The sequence below is a fragment of the Microbacterium sp. K36 genome, assembly GCF_004794355.1.
GTDB classification, from domain to species: domain Bacteria; phylum Actinomycetota; class Actinomycetes; order Actinomycetales; family Microbacteriaceae; genus Microbacterium; species Microbacterium paraoxydans_D.
On record NZ_SSDN01000042.1, the window covers coordinates 15,837 to 38,330 of the forward strand.

General features: G+C 71.0%; 20 protein-coding genes. 10 read left to right on the forward strand and 10 right to left on the reverse strand.

Features of this window, described 5'->3' with window-relative positions:
* Positions 1-44: 44 nt before the first annotated feature.
* Positions 45-1,529 carry a sensor histidine kinase gene (locus tag DW296_RS02685; protein WP_136050981.1) on the reverse strand — a complete coding sequence of 495 codons (1,485 nt, stop codon included), beginning with the start codon at positions 1,527-1,529 and terminating at the stop codon, positions 45-47.
* 24 nt (positions 1,530-1,553) lie between these two features.
* Complete coding sequence (locus tag DW296_RS02690) at positions 1,554-1,940, reverse strand: Rv3235 family protein (RefSeq protein WP_071328294.1); 387 nt, start codon at positions 1,938-1,940, stop codon at positions 1,554-1,556.
* Between the two features lie 185 nt (positions 1,941-2,125).
* Here DW296_RS02690 and DW296_RS02695 point away from each other — a divergent pair, with 185 nt between their 5' ends.
* A complete protein-coding gene (locus DW296_RS02695) occupies positions 2,126-2,737 on the forward strand; it encodes a hypothetical protein (protein WP_136050982.1) in 612 nt (203 codons plus the stop codon).
* Between the two features lie 3 nt (positions 2,738-2,740).
* Here the strand turns inward: DW296_RS02695 and DW296_RS02700 are convergent, their stop codons facing one another.
* Complete coding sequence (locus tag DW296_RS02700) at positions 2,741-3,019, reverse strand: helix-turn-helix domain-containing protein (protein ID WP_060923181.1); 279 nt, start codon at positions 3,017-3,019, stop codon at positions 2,741-2,743.
* A 98-nt stretch (positions 3,020-3,117) separates the two neighbouring features.
* On the opposite strand from DW296_RS02700, the gene DW296_RS02705 reads away from it, so the two are divergent.
* Positions 3,118-3,738 carry an SAF domain-containing protein gene (locus DW296_RS02705; RefSeq protein ID WP_136050983.1) on the forward strand — a complete coding sequence of 207 codons (621 nt, stop codon included), beginning with the start codon at positions 3,118-3,120 and terminating at the stop codon, positions 3,736-3,738.
* Positions 3,735-5,024, forward strand: a complete 1,290-nt coding sequence (locus DW296_RS02710) for an AAA family ATPase (protein WP_136050984.1) — start codon at positions 3,735-3,737, stop codon at positions 5,022-5,024. The genes DW296_RS02705 and DW296_RS02710 overlap by 4 nt, the downstream gene beginning before the upstream one ends.
* Here DW296_RS02710 and DW296_RS02715 read toward each other — a convergent pair.
* Together DW296_RS02715 and secA are read right to left on the reverse strand one after the other, a co-directional pair.
* Positions 4,915-6,141 (reverse strand): pyridoxal phosphate-dependent aminotransferase, encoded by a 1,227-nt coding sequence (locus DW296_RS02715; RefSeq protein ID WP_136050985.1) that lies wholly within the window; start codon positions 6,139-6,141, stop codon positions 4,915-4,917. The genes DW296_RS02710 and DW296_RS02715 overlap by 110 nt on opposite strands.
* A 68-nt stretch (positions 6,142-6,209) precedes the next feature.
* Entirely contained in the window at positions 6,210-9,014 is a 2,805-nt protein-coding gene (gene secA / locus DW296_RS02720; protein ID WP_136050986.1) for a preprotein translocase subunit SecA, read from the reverse strand.
* A 189-nt stretch (positions 9,015-9,203) separates the two neighbouring features.
* On the opposite strand from secA, the gene DW296_RS02725 reads away from it, so the two are divergent.
* Positions 9,204-9,836, forward strand: coding sequence for a PadR family transcriptional regulator (locus DW296_RS02725; protein ID WP_136050987.1), 633 nt, complete (start codon positions 9,204-9,206; stop codon positions 9,834-9,836).
* An 80-nt stretch (positions 9,837-9,916) separates the two neighbouring features.
* Positions 9,917-11,245 (forward strand): hypothetical protein, encoded by a 1,329-nt coding sequence (locus DW296_RS02730; RefSeq protein WP_136050988.1) that lies wholly within the window; start codon positions 9,917-9,919, stop codon positions 11,243-11,245.
* Between the two features lie 58 nt (positions 11,246-11,303).
* On the opposite strand, the gene hpf is transcribed toward DW296_RS02730, so the two are convergent.
* From hpf to mtrA, 5 genes are all read right to left on the reverse strand, one after another.
* Positions 11,304-11,960, reverse strand: a complete 657-nt coding sequence (gene hpf, locus DW296_RS02735; protein ID WP_136050989.1) for a ribosome hibernation-promoting factor, HPF/YfiA family — start codon at positions 11,958-11,960, stop codon at positions 11,304-11,306.
* 131 nt (positions 11,961-12,091) lie between these two features.
* A complete protein-coding gene (locus DW296_RS02740) occupies positions 12,092-12,739 on the reverse strand; it encodes a ComF family protein (protein WP_136050990.1) in 648 nt (215 codons plus the stop codon).
* Positions 12,740-12,830: 91 nt separating this feature from the next.
* A complete protein-coding gene (locus DW296_RS02745; protein WP_136050991.1) occupies positions 12,831-14,549 on the reverse strand; it encodes an LpqB family beta-propeller domain-containing protein in 1,719 nt (572 codons plus the stop codon).
* A complete protein-coding gene (mtrB, locus tag DW296_RS02750; protein WP_136050992.1) occupies positions 14,546-16,225 on the reverse strand; it encodes an MtrAB system histidine kinase MtrB in 1,680 nt (559 codons plus the stop codon). The genes DW296_RS02745 and mtrB overlap by 4 nt, the downstream gene beginning before the upstream one ends.
* Positions 16,226-16,232: 7 nt before the next feature.
* Positions 16,233-16,913 (reverse strand): MtrAB system response regulator MtrA, encoded by a 681-nt coding sequence (gene mtrA, locus DW296_RS02755; protein ID WP_025103044.1) that lies wholly within the window; start codon positions 16,911-16,913, stop codon positions 16,233-16,235.
* Positions 16,914-17,008: 95 nt separating this feature from the next.
* Between mtrA and DW296_RS02760 the strand changes: the two genes are divergently transcribed.
* The 5 genes from DW296_RS02760 (at position 17,009) to DW296_RS02780 (ending at position 22,479) form a co-directional block, all read left to right on the forward strand.
* A complete protein-coding gene (locus DW296_RS02760; protein WP_240742963.1) occupies positions 17,009-18,331 on the forward strand; it encodes a hypothetical protein in 1,323 nt (440 codons plus the stop codon).
* The gene (locus tag DW296_RS02765; protein WP_136050993.1) at positions 18,298-18,969 is read left to right on the forward strand and encodes a DUF4129 domain-containing protein; all 672 of its coding nucleotides are present in this window, start codon (positions 18,298-18,300) and stop codon (positions 18,967-18,969) included. The genes DW296_RS02760 and DW296_RS02765 overlap by 34 nt, the downstream gene beginning before the upstream one ends.
* Entirely contained in the window at positions 18,966-20,150 is a 1,185-nt protein-coding gene (locus tag DW296_RS02770; RefSeq protein WP_136050994.1) for a DUF4350 domain-containing protein, read from the forward strand. Before DW296_RS02765 ends, DW296_RS02770 begins: the two co-directional genes overlap by 4 nt.
* 97 nt (positions 20,151-20,247) lie before the next feature.
* Complete coding sequence (locus tag DW296_RS02775) at positions 20,248-21,171, forward strand: AAA family ATPase (RefSeq protein WP_240742966.1); 924 nt, start codon at positions 20,248-20,250, stop codon at positions 21,169-21,171.
* Positions 21,172-22,479, forward strand: coding sequence for a DUF58 domain-containing protein (locus DW296_RS02780; RefSeq protein WP_136050996.1), 1,308 nt, complete (start codon positions 21,172-21,174; stop codon positions 22,477-22,479).
* Positions 22,480-22,494: the final 15 nt, after the last annotated feature.

A 22,494-nucleotide genomic window follows, 5' to 3' on the forward strand; every position in this document is an offset into this window, starting at 1 on the left:
CTGAGACATCGTCTCAGGCCGCTTCTGCATGTTCCGGCAGAGCGTCAGCGCTCGAGCCAGCGCAGCGGGATGTCGATGACCACTTCGGTCCCCTCACCCTCGCTCCCCCGCCAGTCGATCGTTCCGCCGAGCTCGCCCTGGATCAGGGTGCGGATGATCTGCGTGCCCAGGCCCTGACCGATCCGGCCCTCCGGGAGCCCGTGGCCCGTATCGCGGACCGTCACGCGGAGGTTGTCCTCGGTGCGCTTGGCGTCGATGGTCACGACACCCTCCTGCCCGGCGAGGCCGTGCTCCACCGCATTGGTCACGACCTCCGTCAGGGCCAGGGCCAACGGAGTGGCGTACTCGCTCGGAAGCACGCCGAAGTGTCCCGTCGACTGGGTGCGGGCGCGCGTGTTGGGAGCCGACGCCACTTCGGCGACGAGCTTGAGTACCCGATGGAAGACCTCGTCGAAGTCGACCTTCTGCGTCAGCCCCTGGGCGAGGGTGTCGTGCACCACCGCGATCGCGTCCACGCGGCGCATGGCCTGCGTGAGAGCATCTCGTGCCTCGTCGGAGTGCGTGCGCCGCGCCTGGATCCGGAGCAGGGAGGCCACGGTCTGCAGGTTGTTCTTGACGCGGTGGTGGATCTCCCGGATCGTCGCGTCCTTGGTGATGAGTTCCTGCTCCTGGTGGCGCAGCTCTGAGACATCGCGGCAGAGCACGATGGCCCCGATGCGCGTGCCGTGATCCTTCAGGGGAATGGCGCGGAGCGAGACCGTCACGCCACGCGCCTCGATGTCCGTCCGCCAAGGTGCCCGCCCGGTCACCACCACGGGCAGCGACTCGTCGACCTGCCGGGAGGGCGGCACGAGCCGGGTGGTCACCTCGGCAAGGGACTCCCCCTCCAGCTCATCGTCGAAGCCCATCCGATTGAACGCGGACAGTGCGTTGGGGCTGGCGAAGGTCGTGATGCCGTCCACGTCGATCCGGATCAGACCGTCGGACGCCCGCGGAGCGCCACGGCGCGGCGACGTGGGGGCTGCCGGGTCCGGGAAGCTGCCGTCCGCGATCATGCGGAACAGGTCGTTGGCACACTCGTCGAAGGTGATCTGCTGACGCGACGGTGTACGCACCTCCCCGAGGTTGGTGTGCCGGGTGACCACGCCGATCACGCGGGGAGCCTTGTCCTCTCCGCGACGCTCGATGACGATCGGGACGGCGCGGACCCTGGTCGGTGTCTCCTCGAACCAGTCGGGCGAGGAGGAGTCCACGATCTCCGCCGTCTCGAATGCGCCCTGCACCTGCGTGCGCCACTGCGGACGCACCCGCTCCCCGACGATGTCGCGGTAGAAGAGAGTCGCCGCGCCGCTCGGTCGTGCGTGCGCGACGGCGACGAACGATCCGTCGTCCGTCTGGATCCACAGGACGATGTCGGCGGAGGCGAGGTCCGCGAGGAGCTGTCCGTCGCCGGCGAGCCGGTGCAGCCACTCCACGTCGTCGTCGGTCAGAAGGCCCTGGGCCTGGGCGAGATCACTGAGGGTTGACACCTCACCAGCCTAGGCTCCCCCGCCTCAGAGGATGGCGAGCGACGTCGCGCGCCACCGTCGGTCCAGCCCCTCGAGCCGGATGGCCACGGCGCGTGTGCGCCCCGGCCCCGCCACCACCACGACCGCCTCCACGATGCCGTCCCGCGGGTGGGTCACCCGTACAGTGCGGATGACGAAGGTGGGCCGGGTCGGCGCGACACCACGAGCGCTGCGCGCGCGGGCGGCGAGGTTGGCCCGGACGACCACGCTGCGGTAGGCCTCCTCGCTGAACCACCGGGCGAGCTGGTCCACCTCCCGCACCCCCGCCAGCGCCTCGAGCGCTCCCTGGGTGAGGCTCCGTACGAGAAGTGCGGGGTCCGGAAGCTCGTCGGCCGGGGTGGGCTGCGGTCCGAAGTACTCGGCCAGCATCATCTCGATCTCCCTTCGAAGGGGTCGGCGAGCCGTCAGTAGAACACGTTCCCGGTGCGCCGCGGGCGCCACCGGCCCAGGTCTGTGGACAACCCGTAGACGACCGCACCACAGGCCGGAAGGAGTGCGGTCTCGGCAGGGATGTGGATAACTCGGAGGAGGTGACACCCGCCCCTACGCTCGGTCGGGTGCACTGGGAATCCCTCTTCGACGACTTGGAAGGACAGCTCGCCGCGGAGTGGGAGGCGGAACGCGCCGCCCGCGACGCCGAATCCGAGCGGCTCCGCATCGCCCGGCTCGATCTACGCGCACGATTGCGGCATCTGTGCGACGAGCGCACCGACACGACGCTTCACCTCGCCGACGGGACCCGCGTCCCCGTCGGGCTGCGGTCCTTGGGAGTGGACTGGCTCGCCGCCGTCTCCCGAGTGCCCCAGGGCGCGCGCGTGCCGAGCTCCATGCTGCTGATCCCGATGACGTCGGTCCTCGGAGTCACCGTCGACCATGGTTCGATGCTGAGCAGCCTCGTCGACGAGAGCCCGGGAGCGCCGACGCTCCGCGAGCGGATGTCGCTGGGTTTCGCTCTCCGCGACCTCGCCCGTCGTCGCCTCCCGGTGCACCTCCGTCTCCTCGTCGGGGACGACCTCCACGGGACCATCGATCGCGCCGCCGCCGATCATCTCGACCTCGCCGAGCATGACAGCGGCTCAGCTCGTCGGACCGACGCCGTCCGAGGATTCAGGATGGTGCCGTATGCGGCGCTGGCGGCGATCCGGGTGCAGGGGACGGCGACGCTCTGACGCTCAGCGGTGCCGCGCCGCGGAGGAGCCCCACAGCTCGGGGAAGCTCGCGGCCTGCGACTGCCGCCACAGGGCCATCCGGCGCGCCTCCTCCGTCTGCGCGGCCAGGTACTCCTCGATGCTCGGCTCCTCGATGCGCCAGCGCGCGGGAGCGCCGAGGGGGGCACCGCGAAGATGACCGGCGTGGACGAGCGCGATGACCTCGTCCACGTCGATGCTCAGCAGCTCTGCCACCTGCGCAGGCGCGAGGAACCGGGGGGTGTGCGGGTGCGGGGGTGTCATGCCCTCATTCTGGGCGCCCACGGCTGACGCCGTACGGGCAGGAGCGAGCCTGTGGATAACTCGACGGCCCTGCCCCCTGCTTCTGTGACCATATCGCCATGGCCCCGCTCTCCCGCTCCCCTCGTCGCTTCCGCGGTGATGCCCGCTTCGCGGTGGGCATCGTGCTCGTCCTCGCATCGATCGCCGGCGTCTGGTTCGTCCTCACATCGTCGGACCAGGCGGTCCCGGTGCTCCAGGCACGACGCACGATCGTTCGCGGGGAGGTCCTCCGTGCCACCGATTTCGAGACGGTCGATGTGGCGCTCGGCGCGGCGTCCGACGAGTACCTCCGGCCGGATCAGCTCCCGTCGGGACAGGTCGCCGTCCGAACGCTGACGGAGGGCGAGTTGGTGCCGAGGACGGCGACGGCGACGGCATCGGACAGCCGCACGACGACGGTCGTCGTCGAGAGCAGCGTGGGCCTCCCGGAGGACGTCGCGGCGGGAACCGAGGTGGAGATCTGGCAGGCACCGCTGCGCGAGGACGGACGCTCGTACGATGAACCCCGCATCCTCGTGGGAGACGTCGTCGTCCGCGCTGTCCTCGAGCCGGAGGGACTGCTGGCGGAGAACGCGGCGGAGCTGGAGATAGTGATCGATCGGAGCGACGTCGCTGCAGTCCTCGCCGCGGTCACCGGTGGCGCCGCGCTCTCCGTCGTCCCGGTCGGAGCCGGGTCGTGAGCGTCGTTCTCCTCGCCGTGACCCAGCCTCGAGCCGACGAGCTGGTCGCCGAACTCGAATGGGAGGGCGTCTCAGCGCTCAGCCTCCCGTCCGCGTCCGCGTCCGCGTCCGCGATCATCGCCCGTCTGCAACCGGATGTTGAAGCTGTCGTCACCCCCGCGACCAGGGCTGTGCTGACCCCCGAACTCCTCTCGGCGTGCGATCGCGCCGGCGTCCGCATCGTCACCCTCGGGGGCACGGACAGCCGGGCGGTCATGCGGATGGGCCTCGCCCCGCCCCTGCGCGCGGATGCCCCGGGGTGGGAGATCGCTGCAGCGCTCTCCGCCGATGTGCGGCCCCCCGCCGCGGGCCCATCGACGGCGGCGGCCCGCCTCACCGCCATCTGGGGGTCGCACGGAGCGCCAGGACGCTCCACGATCGCCGTTCAGCTCGCCGTGGAACTCGCGCGGCGCGGACGCCGGACGGCGCTGATCGACGCCGACACCGTGGCGCCCTCTCTGGCTCTGCTCCTCGGGATGGACGACGACGCCCCCGGGCTCGCGGCAGCCTGCCGTCGCGCCGAGGCCGGTGCGCTCGATCCGGCCGAACTGACCCGCCTGTCCGCCCGGCTCGCGGCAGGCGGCGCCGAGGTCGACGTGCTGGTGGGCCTCAACCGTCCGAGCCGCTGGCCCGAGCTCTCCGACGCGCGGATGCGGGCGACGTTGTCGGTCTGCCGCAGGTGGGCGGAAGAGACCGTGGTGGACGTCTCAGCCGCCGTCGACACGGACGAGGAGGCGATGTACGACGTGGTCGGCCCGCGGCGGCACGCCGCGACCGTCGCGACGTTGAGCGAGGCGGACCGGGTCGTGGCCGTGGCCCTGGCGGACCCGCTGGGGATCAGCCGCTTCCTGCGCGACCATGCGGAGCTGCGGCGTCTGGTCGGCCAGACGCCGGTGACGGTCGTCGTGAACCAGGTCCGTCCCGGGCCGCTCGGCCTCGACGCCCGAAGCCAGATCCGACGCACGCTGGAGCGGTTCGCCGGGCTCACCGACATCGCCTTCCTCCCGCTGGACCGTCGTGCCGTCGATGCGGCTCTCCTGCATGCCCGGCCGATCTCCGATGTCGCGCCGCGGTCGGCGCTGGTCGCCGCCATGCGTCGGCTCGCGGCCGGTCTCGACCCCTCCGTCTCCGTGGAGGCTACTGCCGGTAGCTCGACAGGAAGTTCCCGAGGCGCTCGACGGCTTCGCTCAGCACTCGCGGCTCTGGCAGGGTCACCAGGCGCAGGTGGTCCGGAGTCGGCCAGTTGAAACCCGTCCCCTGCACGAGCAGGATGTGCTCGGACACCAGCAGGTCGTAGACGAGCTTGGCGTCGTCGCGGATCTCATGCACGTCCGGGTCGAGGCGGGGGAACGCGTAGAGGGCGCCCTGAGGCTTCACGCAGGACACGCCGGGGATGGCCTCCAGCCCCTCCCAAGCGATGTCGCGCTGTTCATGCAGACGCCCCGTGGGAGCGATGAGGGCGTCGATCGACTGGACGCCGGACAGCGCCGCCTGCACGGCGTGCTGCGCCGGGACGTTCGGGCAGAGCCGCGTCGACGCCAGCAGCGTGATGCCCTCGATGAAGCCCTTGGCGTGGTCCTGCGGCCCGGTGACGACCATCCAGCCGGAGCGGTAGCCGGCCACGCGGTACGTCTTGGAGAGCCCGTTGAACGTGAGGCAGAGCAGGTCGGGGGCCAGGGTCGCCGTCGGGACGTGCACCGCGTCGTCGAAGAGGATGCGGTCGTAGATCTCGTCGGAGAGGATGAGGAGCTGGTGCTCGCGCGCGATCTGCACGAGACCTTCCAGCACCTGTCGCGAATAGACCACCCCGGTGGGGTTGTTCGGGTTGATGATCACGAGGGCCTTGGTCCGCGGGGTGATCTTCGACCGGATGTCCTCGAGATCGGGCTGCCAGCCCGCATCCTCGTCGCAGAGGTAATGGACGGGCGTCCCGCCGGCGAGGCTGGTCATGGCCGTCCACAGCGGGTAGTCGGGGGCGGGGATGAGGACCTCGTCCCCCTCGTCCAGCAACGCCTGCATGGTCATGGTGATGAGTTCGGAGACCCCGTTGCCGAGGTACACGTCATCGGGATCGAAACGGGGGAACCCGTCGATCTCCTCGTACCGGCTCACCACGGCACGCCGGGCGGAGATGATGCCCTTGCTGTCGCTGTACCCGTGGGCTGTGGGGAGCGCGGCGAGCATGTCGTGCACGATCTGATGCGGGGCGTCGAAGCCGAAGATCGCGGGATTGCCGGTGTTGAGCTTGAGGATCCGGTGGCCCTCTGCTTCCAATCGCGCCGCCTCGACGAGGGCGTTTCCGCGGATCTCGTACAGGACGTTCTTGAGCTTCGACGACTGGTCGAAGGTGCGCGATGGTGTCATCGATCAAGCCTACAGGGACGACAGGAGGGCCAATCCGCACGGACTGGCCCTCCTCGTCACCCGAAGGCTTACTTCTTCTTCTTGCTCTGCGCGCGCCGCTGCTCGCGGTTGCCCGCCGCCGGGGCGGCCGCCTCCGTGCGCTGCCCGAAGGCGCCGCGCGGCGCCTCCTCCGGCTCGGCCTGCTGCGGAGCCTGCGCCCGGGCCGCGGCCTGGCGCATCCTGTCGGTCGCGGCCTGCTGGACCTGCCCGCGGTCGTTGCGGACCTCGACCTCTCCGGCGTCGTTCGCCGCCGAGTACTCCAGGCGCTGCTCTCCGCCGTCGGTGGCGAGCCCCTTGGCCTCGACCTCTGCCGTCTCGGCATCGCCGGCGCGACGGACCTCGACCTCGAGGTTGTAGAGGTAGCCGACCGACTCCTCCTTGATCTGGCCCATCATCGACTGGAACATCGCGTAGCCCTCGCGCTGGTACTCGATGAGCGGATCACGCTGCGCCATCGCCCGGAGGCCGATGCCGTCCTTGAGGTAGTCCATCTCGTAGAGGTGGTCGCGCCAGCGGCGGTCGAGCACCTGCAGGACGACGCGACGCTCGAGCTCGCGGGTCGCGGCCTCGCCGAGCGACTCCTCGCGCTTCTCGTAGGCGATCTTCGCGTCCGACAGCAGCTCGCGCGTGAGGCCCTCGGCGGTGATGCCGCCCTTGCGCCCGGCCGCCTCCGACACGACCTCGTCGATCGTGACGCTCACCGGGTACAGGGTCTTCAGCTCGGTCCAGAGGGCGTCGAAGTCCCAGCTCTCGTTGTGGCCCTCGCCGGTGTGGTCCTTCACGACGCCGCTGATCGCGTCCTCGATGAAGTGCTGCACCCGATCCGCGATGTCGTCGCCCTGGAGGATGTGGCGGCGGTCGGCGTAGATCGCCTCGCGCTGACGGTTGAGGACGTCGTCGTACTTGAGCACGTTCTTGCGCATCTCGGCGTTACGCGCCTCGACCTGCGACTGCGCGCTGCGGATCGCCCGGGAGACGAGGCCCGACTCGATGGGGACGTCGTCGGGGAAGTTCGTGCGGGCCAGGATCGCCTCGGCGGCGCCCGACTGGAACAGCCGCATGAGGTCGTCGGTGAGGCTCAGATAGAACCGGCTCTCGCCCGGGTCGCCCTGACGGCCGGAACGGCCACGGAGCTGGTTGTCGATACGGCGGGACTCGTGGCGCTCGGTGCCGAGCACGTAGAGGCCGCCGGCCTCGATGACCTTCTCGGCCTCCTCCTCGACGACCTTCTTCATGGCCTCGTAGGTCTCGTCCCAGGCGACCTCGTACTCCTCCGGCGTCTCCACCGGGTCGAGGCCCTTCGCCTTCAGCTCCTGCACCGCGAGGAACTCGGCGTTTCCACCGAGCATGATGTCGGTACCTCGACCGGCCATGTTCGTCGCGACCGTGACGGCCCCGAGGCGGCCGGCGCGGGCGACGATCTCCGCCTCGCGCGCGTGGTTCTTCGCGTTGAGGACCTCGTGCTTGACGCCCTTCTTGGCGAGCAGGCGCGACAGGTACTCGCTCTTCTCGACGCTGGTGGTGCCGACCAGCACGGGCTGCCCGCTCGCGTGGCGCTCCGCGATGTCCTCGACGACCTGCGCGAACTTCGCTGCTTCGTTCTTGTACACCAGATCCGGCTGGTCCTTGCGGATCATCGGCTTGTTCGTCGGGATCGGGATGACGCCGAGCTTGTACGTCGACATGAACTCGGCGGCCTCGGTCTCGGCGGTACCGGTCATGCCGGCGAGCTTGTCGTAGAGGCGGAAGTAGTTCTGCAGCGTGACGGTGGCGAGGGTCTGGTTCTCGGCCTTGACCGGCACGCCCTCCTTCGCCTCGATCGCCTGGTGGATGCCCTCGTTGTAGCGGCGCCCGACGAGGATGCGCCCGGTGTGCTCGTCGACGATCATGACCTCGTCGTTCATCACGACGTAGTCGGTGTCCTTCTTGAACAGCGCGAGCGCCTTGATCGAGTTGTTCAGGAACGAGATGAGCGGCGTGTTGGCGGACTCGTAGAGGTTGTCGATGCCGAGATAGTCCTCGACCTTCTCGATGCCCGGCTCGAGGACGCCGACGGTGCGCTTCTTCTCGTCGACCTCGTAGTCCTCGCCGGCGACGAGCGTGCGGGCGATCTTGGCGAACTCCGCGAACCAGCGGTTCGCCTCGCCGGAGGACGGCCCGGAGATGATGAGCGGCGTACGGGCCTCGTCGATGAGGATGGAGTCCACCTCGTCGACGATCGCGAAGAAGTGCTCGCGCTGGACGAGGTCCTCCTTGCGCCAGGCCATGTTGTCGCGGAGGTAGTCGAAGCCGAACTCGTTGTTCGTGCCGTAGGTGATGTCGGCCGCGTACTGCTCGCGCCGCACGGCGGGCGTCTGGCCGGAGACGATGATCCCGGTCGTCATGCCGAGCGCACGGTAGACGCGACCCATGAGCTCCGCCTGGTAGCTCGCGAGGAAGTCGTTCACGGTGATGACGTGCACGCCCTCGCCGGCGATCGCGTTCAGGTAGGCGGGGAAGGTCGCGACGAGCGTCTTGCCCTCACCGGTCTTCATCTCGGCGATGTTCCCGAGGTGCAGGGCGGCGCCACCCATGATCTGCACGTCGTAGGCGCGCATGCCGAGCGTCCGCTTGGCGGCTTCACGCACCGCGGCGAAGGCTTCGGGCATGAGCTGGTCGAGCGTCTCGCCCTTCTCGTAGCGGGCGCGCAGCTCGGCGGTCTCGTTGCGCAGCTCATCGTCCGTGAGCTGGGAGATGTCCTCCTCGAGGGCGTTCACCGCCTTCACCACCTGGTTCAGACGGCGGATGATCCGCCCCTCACCTGCGCGCAGCAGCTTCTCAAGAGGATTCGCCACGGATGTCATCTCCCTGTCATTGGGTCATTCGCCGGCCGCCGTGAGGCGAGCGCCAGGCATACTTTGCCATGTTACCGGCCTGTGACCTCCACGTCGCCTGCATGGGTCCGCCGCGCCGCGTCCGGGAAGTTGCCCGGTATGCATATACTCGGCACTGCTTTCCATCCGCCAGCTTTCAGGAGACCGGTCATGTCCGTACGTCAGAGCCTGCTCGCCATCCTCGATCAGGGCCCCTGCTACGGCTACCAGCTGCGCCACGAGTTCGACCGCCGGACCGGATCGACGTGGCCGCTCAACGTCGGCCAGATCTACAACACCCTGGAGCGGCTCGAGCGCGACGGTCTCGTCCAGCGCGGGGAGGCCGACGACCACGGCCATGTCTACTGGCACATCACTGCGGCGGGGTCGGCCGAAGCGGCGCGCTGGCTCGCCGCTCCGGTGCTCCGCGCCCCGGCGACGCGCGAGGAGCTCGCCGTGAAGCTCGCCGTCGCCGCCACCCTGCCCGGAGTGGATGCCGCGACCATCCTCCGCAACCAGCGCGACGCCTCACAGCAGCGGCTGGACGAGCTGCGCCGCACGCCCTCCCCCGGGCTCGCGGCGGGCAGCCCAGAGGACCTCGCGTGGTCGCTCGTCCTCGACTCCCTCGTCTGCGCGGCGGAGGCCGAGCTGCGGTGGCTCGACAAGGCGGAGGCACGACTCGCGCAGCACCCGCATCCGGAGATGGCCCTGGAGCTCACGACCGAACGCCCCAAGAGAGGGCGCCCGGCGAAGACGGTGCCGTCCGCCGTCACCGGCGGCGACCCCGTCGCGGTCCCCGCCTGAAGCGTTCGCCGACGACGCCCGCCGTTCGCCTGGAGCGGATGCTCAGCCCGCGCACGCGCCCGGGAAACTAGGATCGGCACATGGCTGGATTTTGGGGCAGACGCAAACGCGAACAGGAAGAACTCGCCGCGCAGGACGCGGACCTCGCCCGGCGTGCGGAGCAGGCACTCGTCGCCGCCGACGAGCGCATCCGCACCACCTCCGACGAGCTCGTCTTCGCGGAGGCCGAGCTCGGCGAGTCCCTCACCGCCGACCTCAAGGCCGCGCTGCTGTCGGTGCGGACGCACCTGCGGGAGGCCTTCCAGCTCCACCAGCTCAACCACGACGAGATCCCGGACACCGACGAGGAGTTGCGCACGCGGAACGCGCGGATCCTGCAGCTCTGCGACTGGGCCCAGGACCTGCTCGACGAGAAGACCACCGTGCTCGCGGAGTCCGTCGCGAAGGTGCGGCGCGCGCCCGAGATCATCGCGCAGGTACGCGCGGACGCGGAGGCGCTGAGCGCCCGCATCCCGCAGACGGACGAGACCGTGTCCCGGCTGTCCGCCCGCTACTCCGACTCCGCCATGCACCAGATCACCGCGAGCGCCGCCGAGGCGGAGCAGTTGATCCGCTTCGCCACCCACAGCGCCGACATCTCGGAGCGCCGCCGTGCCGCGAAGCAGAACGAGGAGGCCAACCTCGCATTGGAGACGGCCACCGAGGCGACGCGTCGCGCGGGCGCCCTGCTCGATGCCGTGGAGGACTTCGAGATCGAGGCGCTGCGCGCCGAATCGACCCTCGCCGAGGTGATCGCCGATTCCCGCAACGACCTCATCGCGGCGCGGACCGCTCCCTCCACGCCCGCGGTGGCGGAAGCCGTCGCCCGTCTGCAGGCGGCTCTGGCCGCGCTCACTCCCTCGGGCCAGCCCAACGACCCGTTCGCCGAGCTCTCGCAGCTGCGCGAAGCGAACGCGGGCCTCGACCACGCCATCGCCACCGCGCGACACCGCGCAGAGAACCCCCTGCCGTCCATCGCGCAGGTGCAGCACGCGATGGACGACGCCGACCGCCAGCTGGGTGTCGCCCGCGGGCTCATCGCCGGCCACCGCGGATGGATCGGCGCCGACGCCCGCACACGGCTGGCGGAGGCTGAGCGGCTCCGGGTCGACCTGCCGGCTCTGCTGCCCGCCGAGGAGACCCGCGAAGCGGCACTGGCCCAGGCCCGCAGGGTGGCTCACCTCGCCGCAGAGGCTCTCCAGCTGGCACAGCGCGACATCGACTCCTCCCGCCCGCAGGACCAGGACTGGGGCGGCGGCGGCTGGGGTGGCGGTCCTCGTCGCGGCGGCGGCATGGGCGGCGGCGATCTCGCCTCCGGAATCCTCGGCGGGCTCGTCATCGGCAGCATCCTCGACGGCATCTTCGACTGACGCCCCTCCACGCGAGAACGGCCCGATCCCCGCGGGGATCGGGCCGTTCTCGGTCCTGTCAGGAGGCGAGCGCCTCGGCGGGCGGAGCCTGCGTGCTGAGGGCGATGACACCGTAGTCCCAGCCCTTGCGGCGGTAGACCACGCTCGGGTGATCGGTCCGCGCATCGACGAAGAGGAAGAAGTCGTGACCGACGAGCTCCATCCGGTCGACGGCCTCTTCCACTGTCATCCACTCCGCCTCGAAGCTCTTCGTGCGGATGACCACCGGGGAGTAGTCCTCTTCCTCCTCGGTCTGCACCGGGATGCTGCCCGTCGCCACGGCATGCAGCACCTCGGCGGAGGCCGGCTGCACGTCGATGCCTTCGAGCGATCCGCTGCCCTTCTCGAAGTGCGGGCCACGGGGGTGCTGCCGTCCGTCGACGCGCTTCTCCTTCGCGCGGCGCAGCTGCTCGGTCATCTTGTCGATCGCGAGATCGAGCGCCACGAACTTGTCTCCGTCGACCGCCTCGGCACGGACCACGGGCCCCTTCCCGACCAGCGTCAGCTCGACCGTCTCGTCCGGGATGCGACCGTTGCGGTAGACCCGGTGCGTGACCTTCACATCCAGACGTTGCGCCTTGGCGGCGAGGGTCTGGATCTTGGCGATCTTCTCTTCGACGACGGTGCGGAAGCGATCGGTGATGCCCACTCCGACGCCCACGATGCTCGTTTCCATTGCTGCCTCCTTGTCCCGGTCCACCCGGCCAAGGGCGGACCGTGGTCGCCTTGTGACACCCCACCGTAGTCCGACCCGCCGCGGATGTCACGGCCTGAGACCCTGTGTCTCCGGTGAGTCTCCGATGAACCTCATCCGGATCCGGTCGGCGACGGCGTGGCGGCGAGCGCGACGGCGCCGATGACGACGAATCCTGCGGCGGTGAGGGCTCGCGTGGACTCGTCGAGCGTGGCCCCCGTGGTCACGACGTCGTCGACCAGGACCGCAGACGCACCGTGCCCCTGTCGGCGCGCGCGCATCGCCCCGCGGACGTTGTCGGACCTCGCCGCAGCAGGCAGCTCCCGCTGATCCCGCACGCGCCGGGTGAGCGCGAGGACGCGTTGCGGCTCCGCGCCGGCGCGCCGCACCAGGAGCTCGGGCACCCGGTAGCCGCGCCGGCGGAACGCGGCCCGGGAGGTGGGGACGGGGATCACCCACGCCCCCGGCACGAGGGCGGGCAGGAGCACGGCGGCGAGTGCGACACCCAGCGGCCGGGCCAGCACGGTCTCCCCCGCGCCCTTCAGCCGCCGGATGCAGGAAGCGGCGGGGCCGTCCAAGACGAGGGCAGCCTGGACACGCAGCCCGTCAGGGGTCCGCACCTCCCGCGGAACGGGAGCGAGAGCGCCCAGGCAGGGGTCGCACAGCATGGTTCCGGGCTGCTCGCACCCCGCGCAGCTCGCCGCGAGCAGCAACGCCCCGGTCTCCGCGGCGAGCGCGCCGATCCGTGTCGTGATCCCCATGCCGAGATCCTGCCGCCGGAGACGTGCTCGCGTGTCATCCCGTGCCAGCGGTGAGATTGGTCCAGGGGGATCCCGTTCCGTGCAGGAACGGTCATTCGCCGGCGCGTGTGGCGAGGACGGAGACGCCTTCGGCGATCTCCCGCCACGCCGAACCGGCGTGCGCGAACAACTGCCCCGTGGTGTCCAGGATGCGCACGCCCGCAGGAGTCCTGGCACCGGCGATGGACGCGGCATCGCTGGGCGCGCTCTCCGCCGATGCCGGTCCGCCGACCGGCTGCACGATCAGCCGGGGCGTCGTGGAGTCCGTGAGCACGGCAAGGCGATCGGGTCCCAGCCAGACGAGCCCGGTCGACGGCTCGGTGAGCTGGATCAGCTGCCGCACCTCTCCGAGCTCTGTGGGGACCCCTGCGCCGTCCCGGACGATCGCCGCGACGACGACCCAGAGCTGGCCGCCGACGCGCACCACCGCTGCGATCCTGGCGCCGTCGGCGGCGACGCGGATGTCGGAGATGGCCGAGGCATTCGGCCACGCGCCGGCGACCTCGTGCCCGATGACGTCCGGGCCGACCGCGAGCAGTGCCTGTGGCGCCCCCGCGGGCACCGACCACACGTAGCCATACGGATCGAGGGACGGCTGCACGAGACCCGGGCGGGCATCCAGCTCGTTGCGGGCATCCTCGGTCGCCAGGTACACGTGGCCGTCGTCCAGCTGCAGCGCGGCGGTCGCATCGTCCGCGGCCACGTCGATCGCCGAGATCGGCTGCGGAACAGCCTGGATCTGCGCACTGATCCCGGGGATCGATGCGATCTCGTCACCGACGATGCGACCGAACCTGCCGTCCTCCAGCACGAGCGTCCCCGGTTCCGGCGTGGTGGCCACGACGTCGACGACGCCCGCATCGAGCGCTCTGCCGTCGACGCTGAAACGCACCTGGGTGACGTTCACCCCCGCGGCCTTCAGGGTGGCCTGCAGCTGTGTGCGCATCCGGGCCAGAGTGGTGTCGTCCAGGCTCGCCGCGGGGCGCGTCAACGCCACCTCCGCCGCCTGCCCCGTGATCAGCACCGCGTCCTGGGCCAGCTGGACGTCTGCGGGGAAAGCCGTCTGCACAGCCGGATCGAGCCACTCCGCCGGCGTGCCGCTGACGAGTGCCTGCGTGACGGTCGTCGCCGGACTCTGGCGCCGCGGGAACCATCGCATGTCCGGGACCAGCCGCGACCAGCGCGCGTCGAACCACTGCAGCGAGTATCCCTCGAACACGTTCGGGAACCTGCTCTGGTCGATCACCACGCCGTCCGGTGCCTCGGTGATCCGCCACTCGCCGTCCTCGCCACGGGCGAGAGCGAACGGCACGCTCGAATCGCCGGGGGCGCCGCTGTACGCCCCGGAGTCGTCGACGCTCGCGACCAGTTCGAGCAGGACCTGGACCTCGGCCTCCTCGGCGTCCTCGATCTGGTCGTCTGCGAGGTCGGAGGTGAACGTGCGGGCTTCGGGTCCGGCGTCGATGGAAACCCCCGCCGAAGGCCGCCAGCTGCGCTGCAGCGGCGGGGCCAGGAACTCCCGCGCCGTCGCCCAGTTGTCGGAGGTGGTGATGCCGGCTTCGAGGAACCCCTCCACGATCTCCTCCGGCCCCGCCCCCGCCACGGGACCGGAGGCCACCGGGAGCACATCGACGTCGTCAGGCGACTCCCCCAGCTCCAGCCCGACGGCGACGTCTCCGCTCGTCGGCAGCCCGGCGCACGCGGGAAGCAGGAGCGCGGCCAAAGCCAGAGCGGCGCCGCGGACGAATCGACTCCTCACGCGCGTGCTCATGACTGATCCTTCCCGTCGAGCAGATCGGAGTAGGCCTCGGCGATGGAGATCGGCTGCGTGGCATCGCCGAGTTCGGCGAGCGGCTCCTGCGGCTCCACCGGGATCGGGCTCGGACCGTCCAGCACTCCGTCGTGGCGCGGGATGGTGAGCACGAAGTGCGAGCCGACGCCGAGCTCCGACCAGACCGCCAGGGTCCCGCCGTGCAGCGTGGCGTCGCCGAGGGCGATCGACAGACCGAGCCCCGTGCCGCCGATGGTGCGCTGACGCGACGGATCGGCCCGCCAGAAACGATCGAACACCCGTTCCGCGTCCCCGGGGTCCATGCCGAGCCCGAAGTCGCGGACACCCGCCGCCACCGCGTGCTGGTTGCTGTCCACCGTGACGACGACCGGGCGTCCCTCTCCGTGCTCGATCGCGTTGCCGATGAGATTGCGCAGCACCCGCCGCACGCGGCGTGGGTCCATGTCCACCGGCGAGTAGCCCCCCGGCGCCACCAGACGGACCTCCGTGCCGTGTCCTTCCGCGAGCGGCCGCATCTGCTCGATGACGTCCTCGGCGAGCTGCGCGAGACTCGTCGCCTCCAGCTCGAGCTGCACGGACCCCGCGTCGTAGCGGCTGATCTCCAGCAGGTCGGCCAGCAGCGTGTCGAACCGCTGCACCTGCGCGTGCAGGAGCTCGGCGGTGCGTGCGGTCGTGGGGTCGAACTCGTCGCGCTGGTCGTTGAGCATGTCGGCGGCGAGACGGATCGTCGTCAGCGGGGTCCTCAACTCGTGCGACACGTCGGACACGAAGCGCTGCTGGACCATGGACAGCTCGCCGAGCTCCTTGATCTGCGCCTCGATGCTGTCGGCCATCGCATTGAACGAGCGGCCGAGGGTCGCGAGCTCGTCCTCGCCGTGCACCTCCAGCCGCACCCCGAGGTCGCCCGCCGCGAGCCGCGCGCTCGTCTCCGCCGCCTGGACGATCGGGGTGGACACCGTCCGCAGCACGATCCAGGAGATGGCCGCGACGATGGCCACCAGCCCGATCCCGGCGATCCACAGGGTGCGTTGCACGAAGACGAGGGTCTGGTCGGCGTCGGCGAGGTCGTAGGCGAAGTAGATCTCGAAGGATCCGGCCTGCGGCACCTGGAGCTGCTGCCCCACGACGATGCCCGGCACCACGCCGCCGTCCTCCGTGGGCAGGGCGACGGACTGCCAGGCCTGACGGTCGTCGAACTCGCGAACCCTGGCCTGCAGCTCGGGGCTCAGCAGATCCGGCGTGAGGCCGGCGGTGAACCCGTTGAGCCGGACCGCCCCCGAGCCGTCCTGGATCTTGAAGCCGGCGAGCAGGTCGGCACTCGACGTCCGGGAGAGGGTGTCGGGAATGCCGTTCCACAGATCGGTCAGAGCGGCGGGATCGTCGCCCACCTCCGCCACGTCCAGGAGCGACTGTGCCTGGTCCACCGCTCGCCGTGCGTCCTCCAGCGCGACGTTCTTCCGGGACACGAAGAGGTCGTTCTGGATGACGAGCGCCATCGTGACGCACGTGATGAAGATCGCCAACGACGTGGCGATCAGGGTGATCGCGAGGGTGCGGAACCGGAGCGACCGTCGCCACAGCGCCGCCAGCACGTCCGGCCAACCGCGCCAGTCGCGGAGGACGGCGACGGCCGTGGTCGCTGTCGTCGCGGCCATGGGGTCCCTAGGTGACGCTGCCGGCGCGGTAGCCCACGCCGCGGACCGTCATGACGATCTTGGGGTTGTCCGGGTCGAGCTCCACCTTCGCCCGCAGACGCTGCACGTGCACGTTCACGAGCCGGGTGTCCGCCTTGTAGTGGTACCCCCAAACCTGCTCGAGGAGCATCTCCCGGGAGAACACCTGCTGGGGCTTGGAGGCGAGGGCCACGAGGAGCTGGAACTCCAGCGGCGTGAGGGCGATCGGCGTCGTCCCGCGGCGCACCTCGTGTGCGTCCACGTCGACGGTGAGGTCGCCGATCCGCAGCTGCTCGCTGGAGGCCTGCGGCGTCGGCCGCAGCCGGGTGCGGATGCGCGCCACGAGCTCCTTGGGATTAAACGGCTTGACCATGTAGTCGTCGGCCCCGACCTCGAGACCGCGCACCACGTCGGCCGTGTCGCTGCGTGCCGTCAGCATGATGATCGGCACCCCCGACTCGGCGCGGATCCGCGTGCAGATCTCGATGCCGTCCATACCGGGGAGCATCAGGTCGAGGAGCACCAGGTCGGGACGCTGCGCGCGCCACTCGTCGACGGCGCGTGCGCCGTCCGCGCAGAACACCGGCTCGAATCCCTCCGTGCGCAGCACGATGCCGATCATCTCGGCGAGCGCGGTGTCGTCGTCGACCACAAGGATGCGTGAGGTCATAACTGTTACCTTATGGCACCGAGTCCCGCCCTCCGCAGGTCTGCGCCTCAGCGCGAGGATATGACACGATGGGAGCGCACGACGGAGGGAGGCCCGTGAGCGGCCAGACGTGGACCCCAGCTCCCCGGAAGGGCATCATCCCCCTTCACCCGCTGACCTTCGGCATGCTGCTGGGCAAGGCCTTCGCGGCGCTGCGGCACAACCCCAAGGTCCTGTTCGGGTTCGCCGTCGTCATCCAGCTCATCGTCGTCATCGCCACCGCCGGGGTGATGGGCGTCGTCCTGTTCACGACGTTCTCCCGCTTGGAGACGGTCTCCCCCTCCTCCCCCGACTTCGAGGCCGTGTTCGCCGGCACGATCGCCATCAACCTCCTCGCCGGGCTCCTCGTCGGGCTCGCATCCATCGCCTTCACCGCTCTCATGCAGGGCGTCGTGGCCGCCGAGGTCGGCTATGCCACGGTCGGCGTCAAGGCGACGCTGCGCATGCTGTGGCGTCGGATGCTCCCGGCGTTCTGGCGGCTCGCCGGTTTCGCGTCCCTCTCGGTGCTCGCCCTCTTCGGCGGCCTCGCGATCGTCGCGGGTGTCATCGGCGCGCTCATCGCCGGCGGCCTCGGCGGCACCCCCGAGATGATCGGCATCGTCGTGCTCGTCGTGGTCCTCCTGGGCCTGGCCGCGATCCCGCTCACGGTGTGGCTGTCGACGAAGCTGCTGCTCGTCCCCTCGATCCTCGTGCTGGAGCGCGCGCGATTCCGGGGGGCGTTCGTGCGGTCCTGGCGCCTGACCCGCGGCCGCTTCTGGGTCGCGTTCGGCGTGACCTTCCTCATCAGCCTGATCATGGGCCTGGCGATGCAGGTGGTCAGCTTCCCGACCGCCATGCTCTCCTCGTTCCTCGGCACCGTCATCGCGCCGACCGGAGCCAGTGAGCCGAGCGCGGTCGTCGGGTACGTCTTCGCCCTCCTCGCCCCGCAGGTGCTCCTCTTGATCCTGCAGGCGATCGCCATCGTCGTGCAGAGCACCGGCGGCGTCCTCGTCTATCTCGACTGCCGGATGCGCTACGAGGGTCTCGACCAGGCCCTCCTCTCCCATGTCGAGCGCCGAGACCTCGGCATCCCCGAGGAGCAGCTCGGCGATCCCTTCGCGGTCGATCCCTCGCGGGCCGTCACCAGCGCTCCCCCGCCGCGCCAGGTGCCGGAGCACGTCATGATGACGCAGGCATACGGTGCCCCCGGGTACGGCACCCCCGGGTACGGTGCTCCCGGATACGGGGCTCCCGGGTATCCGGCGCCGGGTGCGCAGACGGTGCCTCCCGCTCCCCCCTCGTTCGCCCCGCCGCCCCCGCCCGCACCGGCGCCTCCGGCCTCACCCCCCGCCGAGGCAGGCGGCGGATGGACGGCTCCGGGCAGCGCCCCGCAGCCATGATGCGGCGCTTCGACGACGTCTTCGTCCCGGACGGGGACGAAGCACGACGCTGGGCCGAGGAGGAGCTGTCCAACCCGCGGTACGCGGACGCCAAGCCCACCTGGTTCGATCTGCTCGCCCGCGATGTGATGCGCTTCCTCACCGATCTCTTCAGCGGAGACAACGGGGCGAACGTCGGCCCGACCGCGCTCATCGTCGTCACGATCCTCATCGCCGCGGCCCTGGTCACCGCGTTGATCGTCTGGGGACGCCCCCGTCGCTCCCGGACGATCCGGCGCACGCCCGGCGACCTTCTCGGTGCCGCCGACGACCGCAGCGCCGCACAGCTCCGCGCCGATGCCGAGCGCAGCGCACGCCAGGAGGACTGGGACACCGCCGTCGTGCTCCGGTATCGCGCGATCGCCCGCAACCTGCTCGAGCGCGACCTCATCGATCCGGCGCCCGGCGCGACCGCGCAATCGCTCGCCCGCTCCGCGAGCGCGGTGTTCGCCGATGAGGCGGACGCCCTCCGGCACGCCGCCGCGTGCTTCGACGATGTGCGCTATCTCCGGCACCCGGCCACCGAGGACGACTACCGGCACCTCGCTGCGACCGACGAGCGCCTCCGTGCCCGCCGCCCCGAGGAGGTGCCCGCATGACGACGACCGCACCCGACGTCGCTGCCGGCGGCACCGCCGAGCGTCCGCGGCGTCGCACCGCCTCCGTCCTCGGATGGCTCCTCGTCGCGGCACTCGTGATCGCGGTCGCCCTCGCGGCCTCCCAGCTCGCGGCGAGCGGACCCGGCGCGCGCGGCACCCTCGACCCGGAGAGCCGCTCGGGAACCGGCGCCCTCGCCCTGGCCGAGATCCTGCGGGATCAGGGGGTCGAGGTGGAGGTGGTCCGCTCCCGGGCCGCAGCCGTCGCCGCTCTCGACGCGGACAGCACCCTCGCCCTGACCAATCCCTACGCCCTCTCGGACGACGCGCTGGCGGATATCCTCGCCCCGGCCGACCGTGTCGTCTTCCTCTCCACGGGGACACACCTGCTGAGCGAGCTCGCCATCGGTGAGAACGCCTCCGGCCCGGCGTCGCCGCGATCAGCCGGGTGCGCCGTGCCCGCCTTCGCCGAGATCGGCGAGATCCGCCCCGATCGGCTCTTCGCCCCCGCCGACGGCGTCACCGGCTGCTTCGGCGAAGACGGCGCCGCGGCCGTCCTCGTCGACGAGAGGAACGGATACCGCGCGGTCGTCGAGGGAGTGAAGCTGTTCAGCAACGCGGCTCTCGCCGAAGACGGCAACGCCGCGCTCGCCCTCGCCCTTCTGGGGCAGACCGACCGGGTCGTCTGGTACGTGCCGTCCTTCGAGGACACCGACATCGAGACCGCCACCCCCGACACCCTCGGCACGCTCACCCCCGAATGGGTCACGCCGGCGATCCTGCTGCTGCTCACCGCCGGCCTTGCCGTCGCGATCGCCCGAGGCCGGCGATTCGGTCCGCTCGTCGCCGAGACGCTCCCCGTCACCGTGCGTGCGTCGGAGACCATGCACGGACGCGCCCGCCTCACCGCCAGGGCCGCCGACGCCCCGCACGCCGCCGAAGCGCTCCGGGAAGGAACCCGAAGACGACTCGCGCGACGTCTCGGGCTGGCCGTGCATGCGGACGCGGACGAGATCGCCGACGCCGCCGCCGATCGCCTCCGGATCCCCCGCGGCACACTGCAGAGCCTGCTGGCGGGGCCACCGCCCGGCGATGACGCCGCGCTCGTCGTCCTCGCCCGACGCCTGGACGAGCTGGAGACAGCCGTGGAGACGAGCACACAGTCCCCGGGGAGCCGCGGATGAGCATCCGTCCACCCCGCATCCCTTTCACGACCGAAGCCGAGGAGACCCCGTGACCGACGAGAACAGTCCCGCCGACGACGCCGCGCTGCGGCAGGCCATGCACCACGTCCGCAGCGAGGTCGACAAAGCGGTGGTGGGCCAGGCCGGCACCGTCACCGGTCTCCTCGTATCGCTCCTGGCACGGGGCCACGTGCTGCTGGAAGGGGTGCCGGGGGTGGCGAAGACCCTCGTCGTGCGCTCGTTCGCACGCGCCTTGGGCCTCGACACCAAGCGGGTGCAGTTCACGCCCGACCTGATGCCGGGTGACGTCACAGGGTCTCTCGTCTATGACGCCCGGACCGGGGAGTTCGACTTCCGCGCGGGACCGGTCTTCACCCACATCCTGCTGGCGGACGAGATCAACCGCACACCGCCGAAGACACAGGCGGCACTCCTGGAGGCGATGGAGGAACGCCAGGTCTCGGCGGACGGTGTGAGCCGCGCGCTGCCCGATCCCTTCCTCGTCGCCGCGACGCAGAACCCGATCGAGCACGAGGGGACGTACTCGCTGCCGGAGGCCCAGCTCGACCGCTTCCTGATGAAGCTCGTGGTCGGCATGCCGGAACGCGATGCCGAGGTGGCCGTGCTCCGGCGCCACGCGCAAGGCTTCTCCCCGCGCGAACTCACGGGAGTGGAGGCTGTGATCGGCGCCGACGAGATCCGAGCCGCCCAGCGCGCCGCAGCCCGGGTGGACGTGACCGACGACGTCCTCGGCTATGTGGTGGATCTGGCCCGGGCGACGCGGCAGTCGCCGTCCGTGGAGCTCGGCGCCAGCCCCCGCGCTTCGACCGGCCTCCTCGCCGCGGCGAAGGCCTGGGCGTGGCTGAACGCCTCCACCGCCGTGACCCCCGACCACGTCCAGACGATGCTCGTGCCGGTGTGGCGGCATCGCCTCCAGCTCCGCCCCGACGCCCAGATGGAGGGCGTGTCCGCCGACGCCGTACTGACGTCGGTGGTCCAGCAGACCCGGGTGCCGATCTAGGTGTTCGTCACGGGCCGTCTCGCCGTCGCCCTCGCCGTCGGCATCGTGCCGCTGGTCCTCGCCGGACTGGCGGGCTTCCCGCCCTACGCCGTCCTGGGCGGGTGGATGGGTCTCTGCGCCCTCCTCGTCGCCGTCGATCTCGTCTTCGCAGGGGACCCGCGCGCGGCGACCGTCACCCGCCGTGTCCCGTCGCGCGCGCGCCTCGGCGAGCTGATCCCGGTCAGCGTGGCGGTGGAGAACCGCGGGGCCCGGCTGCTCGACGTCCTCCTCCGCGACGCCTGGCAGCCCACTGCGGGAGCGCCGTCCGAGCGGCAGCACCTGCGGATCCCGCCCGGCGAACGACGGCGGGTGGACATCCCCCTGCGTCCGCGGCGCCGGGGCGAGCTCGTCAGTGCCTTCGTCGCGCTCCGTTCCCGAGGCCCCCTGGGGCTCGCGGGCCGACAGGCGCAGCACCCCGTCCGCGGCGCGATCCGCGTGCTCCCGGCCTTCACCTCACGCAAGCATCTGCCCTCCCGGTTGGCGCGCCTGCGCGAGCTCGACGGCAACACGAGCATCCAGGTCCGCGGCCAGGGCACCGAGTTCGACTCGCTGCGCGAGTACGTCCGCGGGGACGACGTCCGCTCCATCGACTGGCGGGCGACGGCGCGGGCGGGTACGACGATGCTCCGCACGTGGCGTCCCGAGCGGGACCGGCATGTGGTCCTCATCGTCGACACCGGGCGCACGGCTGCCGCCAGGGTCGGTGACGGCACGCGGCTCGATGCGGCATTGGAGGCGGCGCTCCTGCTGTCGGCGCTCGCCGCACGGGCGGGGGATCACGTCCACCTCCTCATGCACGACAGGGTCACCCGGGCACGGGTGACCGGAGTGGACGGCGCTGCGCTCCTGCCCGCGATCACCGATGCGATGGCTCCGGTGCACGCCCGACTCGTGGACACGGATTGGCATGCGGCCTTCGCAGCGGTGCGTACGCTGACCACGCGCCCTTCCCTTCTCGTCGTCCTCACGGCGCAAGACGCCGCCGAATCGGCTCGCGGCTTCCTCGGCGCCTTCCCCGACGCCTCCCGGGCCATGACGGTGCTGGTCGGCTCGGTGACGGACGACGGCATCGCCGCCCTCGCCCGCGCCAGGCAGTCCAGAGAGGACGTCTACCTCGCCGCCGCCGCCGAGCGCACGCTGCGGGACGCCGAGAACGTCGCCGACGCGATCCGTCGGGCCGGTGGCGAGGCCATCGCCGCGGATCCCGAAGACCTTCCGCCGCGGATCGCCGACCGCTACCTCGAGCTCAAGGCGGCGGGGCGGCTCTGACCGCGGAGGCCGACC